Source organism: Microcoleus sp. (assembly GCF_049646505.1).
GTDB lineage: Bacteria > Cyanobacteriota > Cyanobacteriia > Cyanobacteriales > Microcoleaceae > Microcoleus.
In genome coordinates, this window is the sequence record NZ_JBARVX010000663.1 from 1 (window position 1) to 2678 (window position 2678).

Genomic DNA, 2678 nt, shown 5'->3' on the forward strand with positions numbered 1-2678 from the left:
TTGATTAATTAATTCATTAATTGATTAATTGTGGCACGGGCATCTTGCCCGTGGCGAATATATGAACAGGCAAGATGCCTGTTCCACAACAAAATTTAATTTGTTGTGAGCGATGAAGGAGCGATAACTGCTAAAGCTTGGGGAATCACTCGGAATTTGGCAGGCGTGTAAGTGGTGATTTCACCGTCGGTATTAATCGAACGGCGTTTGCTAGTATTAATCTCAAATTCTTGAGCGTGCAAGGCGCGAACCTTCGGCCAAGTGGTATAATTTCCTTGCCTCATTGCCGGCAGCAAAGCAAGGATTTCCCACCAATGGTGTATCTCTAAACTGTACAAATCCAGTCGCTTGTCGTCGATGGTGGCATCTTCGGCAACTGCCATGCCGCCGCCGTAGTAGCGGCCGTTGCCTATGGCAATTTGAATTGTTTTTACATTAAAAGATTGGTTGTTTATCTTGATTTCTGCTCTGAATGGCCGCGATTTAAAAATTGTCTGCAAAGCAGCCAAAGCATAAGCTAAAATTCCCCAGCGCTGCTTCACATTTTTAGTCAGTCTCTGGGTGATTTCGACGCTCAATCCCAAACTCGCTACATTAAAAAAATGCTGTTGGTTAACCCAACCTATGTCTATAAGCCGAATTTTACCGCTGGCAATTACTTGACTAGCTGCGGATAAATCTGTAGGAATTCCGAGAGTACGGGCTAAATCGTTAGCTGTTCCCATCGGCAAAATACCCAAGGGCAATTTAGTGTCCATCAAACCTTCGATGGCGCAGTTTAGTGTGCCGTCGCCGCCGCCGATGATGACTAATTCGACTTGATTTTGGTGGTTCCGAATTGTGTCGGAAATTTCGCTGGCGCTGTCGGTTGATTTTACTATTAATTCAAAACCAAGTGATTCTAATTTGGCAGTGGCTTGAGATAATAGTTTTTTCCCTCTTCGGGAGTGCTGGTTTACTAAAAGGAGAGCTTTTTTCATGGGAAAATGGGCCGAGAGTTGGGTAAAACAATTAATTATGTCACGGTTCGCAGTGCGGAGGAAATTCCGCACTGCGAACCCAAGGAGGAAATGGCTTTATTTAATTGGGATTTGTTAGCTTTATTTTTATTTAAGTAGGAAGTGAGTTTTTTGTTTCAAAAATATGACGAATTGATAATTTAAATGGGTTGATTTAATGTTTTAATTATATTTTACCATTGGTGAGGGATTGACATAAATCTAAAATAATTGATAATTGTAGCAACAGATTGCGGGAGACGATCGCGCTTCTGGGCTAGCTGTCATCTACCTTCAACAAGCTAAATTAAATTTATGTCTCATATTTTGGAACAAGCGCAAGCCGCTGCCGATCGCCAAAACTGGCCTATTGTAGTCGAATGCTTGCAGCAAGTGACAGCCAACCGCAGCCAGCCACAGGAAAAAATATTTTTAGAACAAGCTGTAAGTTTAGGAATACAAACCTTGGAATGGGGGGATTTTCAAGACCGCTGGGAAATTGCTAAAGTATTGCCAAATCTGGGAAATGGCGCGATCGCACCTTTAATTGCCGCGATCGAAGACGAAGACGCAGACACCGAACCCAGGTGGTTTGCCGCCCGCATTCTCGGAAAGTTCGATCGCCCGGAAGTGATTGCAGCTTTAGTAAAATTAGTCAAAAATTCCGACGAAGAATTGAGCCAAATCGCGGCCCAAACCCTCGCCAATTTCGGCCCGACAGCCATAGAATCCCTAGCAACTCTATTGCAGCAGGAAGACTCGCGACAGTTTGCCACAGCAGCCCTCGCCCAAATTCGCCGCCCCGAAGCGATCGCCCCGCTGTTGAGTGTAGTCAAAGACTCTAGAATTGCGGTGCGGCTGGCTGCGATCGAGGCTTTGAGTAGTTTTCACGACTCCCGCATCCCGCCGGTACTGGTAGAAGCACTCAAAGATGCGGCCGCAGCAGTTAGAAAAGAAGCCGTGAGAGCTCTGGGAGTTCGCGCTTATTTAGATGCAGAATTAGATTTAGTTAATTTGCTCAAACCTTTGCTTTGGGACATCCGATTTGAAGTGTCCCAACAAGCGGCGATCGCGATCGGGCGACTGAAAACCGATGCTGCGGCTGCTGCTTTATTTGAATTCCTGCGAAACCCCGCAACTCCCCTGGAATTGCAAATCGAAACTGTGCGCGCCCTGGGCTGGAGCGAAACTGCTGTTGCTTTAGAATATTTGCAAACTGCGCTGATTGGGCGATCGGTTTTTAACGCACAACCGAGCGAATTCACAAATAGCGATCGAGTGCTAAATCCCAGCGATTCCTGGCAAATTGATAACATTAATCCTGCTGTTTGTCAAGAAATTGCCGCTGTTTTAGGGCGAGTGGAAAAGCCGGAGTTAAAAATAAAAGCTGCTGAAATTGCGATCGGTTTGCTAGAGGGGAATCATCCGGCGGTGCAGCCTCCCCAAATCAAACAATCTTTAGCTTTAGCGTTAGGACAATTAGGTGATATCAGAGCGCTAAACGCGCTGATTCAATTGTTAGCCGACGGCGATAATAGCGTCAGGCTGCACGGCGCTGCTGCGATCAAACGGCTTGGTGCTGCTGAGGTGCGGCAGCAATTAGAAAGTTTAGTTAAACAAGCGAATTAGGAAAAGACGGCGGTTGAAACCGCGCCTACACAAACGATGTCCGCCTCCGCG

The 2678-nt window shown here is 46.1% G+C and carries 3 protein-coding genes; 2 read left to right on the forward strand and 1 reads right to left on the reverse strand.

The window, feature by feature from the left end:
• Positions 1-95: 95 nt before the first annotated feature.
• Positions 96-980 carry a lipid kinase gene (locus tag WBA89_RS30255; protein ID WP_424411370.1) on the reverse strand — a complete coding sequence of 295 codons (885 nt, stop codon included), beginning with the start codon at positions 978-980 and terminating at the stop codon, positions 96-98.
• 6 nt (positions 981-986) lie between these two features.
• On the opposite strand from WBA89_RS30255, the gene WBA89_RS30260 reads away from it, so the two are divergent.
• Together WBA89_RS30260 and WBA89_RS30265 are read left to right on the forward strand one after the other, a co-directional pair.
• Positions 987-1118, forward strand: coding sequence for a hypothetical protein (locus tag WBA89_RS30260; protein ID WP_424411371.1), 132 nt, complete (start codon positions 987-989; stop codon positions 1116-1118).
• A 195-nt stretch (positions 1119-1313) separates the two neighbouring features.
• Positions 1314-2627 (forward strand): HEAT repeat domain-containing protein, encoded by a 1314-nt coding sequence (locus WBA89_RS30265; RefSeq protein ID WP_424411372.1) that lies wholly within the window; start codon positions 1314-1316, stop codon positions 2625-2627.
• Positions 2628-2678: the final 51 nt, after the last annotated feature.